This is a genomic window from Paraburkholderia phenoliruptrix (assembly GCF_902859825.1).
In the GTDB taxonomy this organism is placed as follows: Bacteria; Pseudomonadota; Gammaproteobacteria; order Burkholderiales; family Burkholderiaceae; genus Paraburkholderia; species Paraburkholderia phenoliruptrix.
The window spans coordinates 1-6,265 of record NZ_CADIKB010000081.1; the positions used below are offsets into that span (position 1 = coordinate 1).

A 6,265-nucleotide genomic window follows, 5' to 3' on the forward strand; every position below is an offset into this window, starting at 1 on the left:
GTTCTCCTTGGTTCCCTGTTCGGGAGGTTGGTCCTGGAAACCCGATTCTCTCGGATTCCACTGGCGAACCGCCGCCTTCAACCTTCAACTACGCCTGGGACATTGCCGCGAAACCTGATGAGGAATTCTAATAAGCTTAGACTTTATGTCATCGACCATCTGGTTGAGTAACCATTCGCAAAGCTCCGATTGGCGAGCGTGTTCAGTTCGCGCGTTGCCTGAGTAAAATTGGCGCCCCGGGACGTCCAGCCATCTGGCAATGACGTCGGTGTTCGGCACAGCCTGACTGGCAACAGGCCGTAACTTCGTCATTCCGTCGACGAGGGCATCGAGCGAATTCTCCTCTTCGTCGGAACTGAATTTCCAGACATTCCCCAGCACGGCAAGCGGCTGACTTGACGATTCGTGACACTGCGCTTCTATCGCATCACTGATTTTATTTGTGGCCAGCGCAGCGCTTAGGCATCCATAGAGATAGGCAAGTCGACAACACAGCAAGAAGCTCCATGCAAGGATAGGAAGCCCAATTGCACATAACCAGAACACTACGCTATCAGCATTACCGGCTGGCCACACGAACGCGGCCAGCGCCACACAACCTGTAATCACAAGACATAGGAGCAATGTCCAAACAAGAATCGAAGGCCGAGAAACGTGCGGTACGTCCACCCTCGGCGGGACGCGCAAAAAATCAACGGGCATCGTTCTTAGCCGACGGTAGCGCCGCCTGTGGATGCGATCAGAACGCTACCGCACTGCGTCGCATCGCCGTCCCTTGACAACGGAGTGCCCGCGTCCTTCATGCGGTCGCTTCCTTCAACGATTTCGTTATCCCCGTGAATCGGGCAGGACACCAGAACCCCCATTTTTGCGACCCTTCGTCCTTTCACCTTGATACGGTCCGAGCCAGAAAGAACTTTTCCGCCGTGGCTCGTGCTGTCGCCTTCGCACACCAATTTCTTCATTACACGATAACCTTTTATATAAATTCTACTTGTCAGTTTATGAGTTGAATTTAAGCGACGCAAAGGAATTAAGCAATGCAATAGGATCGACTCACTTACCAAAGCGGCGTCCCACTTCACGGCTACCGGACCGGCCACTACTTTCATTCTTTCCATTTCACGTCACTATTGAGCGTTTTACACATTAACCGCATCTTTATTTTCTTGCTCCGCCGAAGTAGTCCACTCCACACCATCCTGCCCTCTAATCATCAATGTCGCCCTGGGGTGGTTTTGTGGGAATGCCTCGAAAAGCGCGAGGGCTTATCGATTCATAGCCTCCGGAGTCACAGATCAAATTTGAAGTAATTTTTCCATCTTCTTTTATATACAACCCAGACGGGAAGCCACTGTAAATAACATAATCATATCGACCAGGTCTGAATTTCAAGTGCTTGACTTTAACACTTCCTTTGTCAATGTCACTAATCGAGAAAAAATTCATCGGCGAATACGGAAGTTTTGGATATATCAGTTCAATACGGCCCACCCTGCCGAACCGATACTGAACATAGCCATTGCTAGGCGATATATTTCCAGATGCGCAAACTGAAGCAATTTTTTACCAAAATGGCAACTAAAATATATCTCCTCGTGTGGATTGCATAGCGTGGCTTCTTGAGAGAACACCGGACCATACGCAATACTCGTCCACGTGATCACGAAAAATCGAATTAATCTTATTATCATTTGAAATTTCCTTTATTCCAAGCGCTTGAAAATTTTTCACCCCGGACTACATACTGTCAGTATGCGAGTCACAACAGCCGTAATTGCGTTGACCTGTGGGGCGTTGAGCGCTGATCTGCAGTTCGGGGAGGTCGTTTGCAACCCAGAAAATACTGCTGATCGCGCTTTCACCTTGATGCGGTCCGAGCAAAGCTCCCTCCTGTGACTCGGTCCGTCGCCTTCGTACGCGAATTTCTTCACTATTTAATAATTCTATTTATACAAATCCAATTTTGTCGCTTATGAGTTAAATGTAATAGATACAGCGAGAATGTGACATGCAATAAATTTCGCTCACTCTCGAAAGCGACATCCGTTTTCATGGTTGCCGCACCGACCACCGATTTGGTTTTTTTCGTTCATGTCGGTATCAAGCGCATCGCACATCAACCACATCTGTAAGGGCTTTTTTGCTCCGCCGGAGTAGTTTACTTCGCACCATCCTGCCGTAACTTTATCGACGTTCACTCGATCGCCCGCAATTAGATATTTCTTTGTCTTATTTTTAATATTCGGACCGTTATACAAATAACTCTTCTCTTTCAACGTGACGGGAATCGGTTCCTCTCTATTCATCAGTAGGGCAAAAGGAGAGTAAATCGCCCGACGTACATCTGTTCGTGATTGGTATGGGAATTTATAAATTACCTTTCTCCCATCTGATAGCCAACTGTAGTCAGCCCCGTACCATTCGGAACTGCGCTCATCACGACGCAGAGTGCTCCCCATCCGTTCAAATACAGAAACCGAGTAAAACTTACCGGATGAATTTGGCTCTACGAGAGATTCTCGTACTTTCACGAAATGGGTCACGAAAATTCTTTCTCCGTGATTGCGATCGGTTCTCGATGAGAATGCATCGACAATCTCGCCGGGAGTATCATCATAGAGAAGACCTCGCCCTTCCGCTTTCACAGGTGAACCCCCATCGGATATGTAATACAAAGAAAATGCACTGGCCTCGATTGGAGCCCCCGTCTTAGGGTCATGTACCGACTCTTGAATAAAGCAGATCGTTCCTCTCTCGATCCTCAAGGGCGGATAACTCTGCTGGCCGGGGATGTCGGAACATGTACTCTTCGCGCACACCGAACCAGTCACAAGGGCGATTGTCATAGGAAACATGGCCTTAATCATCTGTGCACCCCGACGAGAATTCTTGATTGAATATGACTGAAATTTCCCTATGAAATCGTTGTCGTTCGGATAGGGCTTTATACCCCGAATTTATTGGGTATGTAACCTTCTTCACTCCATCGTCACCGATAGTGTTCGGATTGTCAGCAATCGAACCAATTCCATTGTTCGCCCAAAACCATAGCCCGGTTTCTATGATTACTCTAGGGTTGCTCTCGACAAGCTCTGGCTGACTGTCAATAGCATATCCGATCGCATCGCCGCACCTTTTGTAGGTTTCGTAAAATGTCAACTGTAATAAACCGCGACCGCGAAAATCTTTTCCGGGTTGCGCATTTACACCAAAGCAATGTTCTCCGTATGCCGGATCATTCGCGATCAAATGATTTTGAATCCATGCTATTTTGGCCGCAGGGGTTGGAAATATCATATGTTTACGAGCAAATCCGTTATTAATAGCGGTGGGTGCCATGTTATATAAGCTCTGTCCGGTGTAGCTCACATAATTGAGCGACTCTCTAAATGAGGTAAAGCGTGTCGTCTCGACCTTGGCTTGGGCCAGCAAATGCTTTATTTGGCGGCAGCTGTTAACACCGTACTTTTTGAAAACATCCTTTGATGCGCGAATTAATTCATCGGCGACGCCGACGTTGGCACCCGGAGCAATTTTACTCATGAAGCTCTTGGTCAATGTGATTACTGTTCCGCACTTTTTGCACACAAGATTTTTGCTGGCGAAATTTCCCACCAGCGCAGCCGGGTGGATATGGAATACATCTGGTCCCGGGAAGCCAGGTACGCCTGCCTGTACTTCATCCCACCACACAAGCTTTGCGATGCGCTTTTTCTCCTCTTCGTGCTCAGGCTCCGGCTCGTTGCTCTGCTCGATTGCACTGACCAGTTCCTGCCACTTCGCTGGGTTCGCCCACTCGCTTTCGTGCCTAGGAATTAGACGTGATGCCCGAAAGGCAACCCACGGAAATGAGCTGCCTTCTGGGTTTTGTCCAGTATTGCGAAGTTCTTCTGCCGCATGGGCGCCATCACCGGAAGGATACAATGCACGGTAGATTGCGGTCATCAGCGGACTGAGCTTGCCAATAGCACCCGCGGTCGGATCATCACTCCCCTTTGTATAGGCGACGTAATCTGCAGCGCTCGCGAAAATTGTGTGAGTCGGATCGTGATCCTCGTCGTGACACTCGAAATCAATCCAGCTTTGTGAGTGTTCCTGCGTAACGGTGCCACCAGCGAAGCTCTGCTCGCGCACCCAGCCTGAAATGGCATTACGCTGTATATCCGCGCTATCCACTTTCCACCAGTGTCGTTTCTGGCCGTCGTTACCTGGACTCGTCTCCAGGAACGAGTTCCCAGTATGGTTCTGCAGCACAGAAAATGTCTCGACTTGTGTTACATCGGTTTTCTTTGCCTGCGCGCTCGCTTGCGGAGGTGTTCCTGCAACCGGGTCCTTGTCGTAGAGCGTAGTGCCAGCGGCAATGCGCAAGATCGTCGGGGCCGCCGACAAGCCGAGCTGGCTCCAGTTCGCCGGCGTTGTTATGTTGGCATTGACCGCAGCCCGTCCGTCAATAATGAACTGCTTGATGCTGTCGTCGCTGAAGACCTCGATATGCACCACGCGATTTGAGGTCTGGTCGCGCAATGAATCATAACGCCCCAGATATCCGAGTACGTCTCCAGCTTTGACTTTTAACCGCTGTTCAGGCTGCGGTATAACGTTGACGCAGTCAAAGACCGAATCCGGCATGACTTTTTTTACAACGGGGCCTAGGTGCCCGTGTTCCTTTCCGAGGAAAATCCACTTGCCTATTGCGGCACCCGAAGCCACGTAACCTCCAACTGCAGGAGCGATTAGAGCGCCTGGGTCTTCCGCTATCTGCCCCCACTCCCCTTCACGCTTGGAGAGTGACACCAGAGTCCCTCGGGGGAGAATACCCACGGTGGCGCCATGCGTTCTATTCACCCTGACGCGCAATCCTGTCTGATCGACTGAAGGATCCTGACCACTTGCTAAAGCCGTCGGCTTATCTACCGTGTCCTCGGTTACTTGATATTTCGCGGACCAATAGCCCGGCCAGGGAAGCGCCGGATCAGCTTCGTAGCTAGCATAGTCTTGGAGATGCATGTACAGGCTAAAGAAGGGCCACTTCTTGCCGCGCGGAAATTCCATTGAGTGCTGCACGAGCGCAAAACCCGTGCTGTACTGAGCGTTGATTTCAGGTCCACCATTCTGAGGTGGCAGCGTACTTGCGAGATACTTACGGTTCACGCGCCACGCTATTACCTCGCCATCAGCGATGCAACGCACGCCTCCCTTCAGATCTAACCCCTGCCCCGCTCCGGCCTCACTGATATGGATACCACCGTGCCACATGCCACTGGCGCTAACCGGGAAGCTCCCCGTCGGCTCCTGCTTCAGTAGCAGATACATGTCGTGCTCATCGGTGATATCCGTCGCTAAAGCGCCATTGCCCTGCCCCTTCTTGCGAAACGGGAAAGCGAATGCTATCTGCTTGAGCGGAGTGAGTGCCGCGTTCGGCGCTGAACTGTTTGCCATGGTGTCCTATTCAGAAAAACCGAAGCCCAGATGGCTCTTCACGTCCTTCGGCGCGGACGTTACCCAGCTTGGGAATGTGAAATTCCCTCTGGCTGAATCGTCCACTTGCAGGTTACCCTTTACGTCGATCTGGCCACTGGGGCTGGCCAACTCGATCCGTCCACTGGCAATCTTGATGTAGGCTCCGGCACCGTCACCCAAGATGATGCCCTTTGAAGCCGTGACGGTTACCTCATCAGTCGATGAACTCATGGTGACCTTCTTGAGCGCGATCAACTCCAGTTCATCGCTCTGAGCCTGCACTTGCACCTTGCCCTGTGCGGCGAAAATGCGGATACCGAGCTTTGCAGCAAAGAGCGAAATCGCTTCGCCAGCAGCTATCGCTATGCGTTTCATGACGCCGACGTCAAGACCACCGCCTGCGGTCATGAAAAGTTGTTTGCGCGCAGCAAGCTGAAAGTGACTACCGCTCGACAGCCCCATGCCGTCAGGTGCACTTGCAACGACCACGCACTTCTGCAGTTGGGACAGGTTTTGGTCGACAAGGGCCCGTTGTCTTTCGACTTCCGCGAGCAGAGCCTTCGCGACGCCGGCGCTGTGGTTGAGCGTCTTGAGGATCTCTTCGGATTGCCGGAATGTGTCGTCAGCATTCTGCATCGCGCATTGCTCGCCCGTGGCTGCGGCTTGGGGCTCCGCTGATATGAGTACGCCTTTCGCACCTCGCACTGCGACATGGCCGTCAGTCCGCAACTCTGCACCCTGCCCACGCTCCTTCCGGTTCTCATCGACCATATGTCCAAGATTGAGCTCACTGGTCTGAAAC

4 protein-coding genes are annotated in these 6,265 nt (G+C 51.4%); all 4 read right to left on the reverse strand.

All coding sequences use genetic code 11. The annotated features are described in order from the left end of the window. Positions 1 to 707 precede the first annotated feature (707 nt). Positions 708 to 1,112 carry a PAAR domain-containing protein gene (locus HV711_RS33745; protein ID WP_244142799.1) on the reverse strand — a complete coding sequence of 135 codons (405 nt, stop codon included), beginning with the start codon at positions 1,110 to 1,112 and terminating at the stop codon, positions 708 to 710. Positions 1,113 to 2,027: 915 nt separating this feature from the next. Further along, positions 2,028 to 2,870 (reverse strand): hypothetical protein, encoded by an 843-nt coding sequence (locus HV711_RS32660; protein WP_175145632.1) that lies wholly within the window; start codon positions 2,868 to 2,870, stop codon positions 2,028 to 2,030. Beyond that, entirely contained in the window at positions 2,863 to 5,442 is a 2,580-nt protein-coding gene (locus tag HV711_RS32665; RefSeq protein ID WP_035484023.1) for a glycoside hydrolase family 19 protein, read from the reverse strand. Before HV711_RS32665 ends, HV711_RS32660 begins: the two co-directional genes overlap by 8 nt. A 6-nt stretch (positions 5,443 to 5,448) precedes the next feature. Then, a partial coding sequence (locus HV711_RS32670; RefSeq protein WP_175145634.1) for a DUF2345 domain-containing protein occupies positions 5,449 to 6,265 on the reverse strand: 817 nt, incomplete at its 5' end.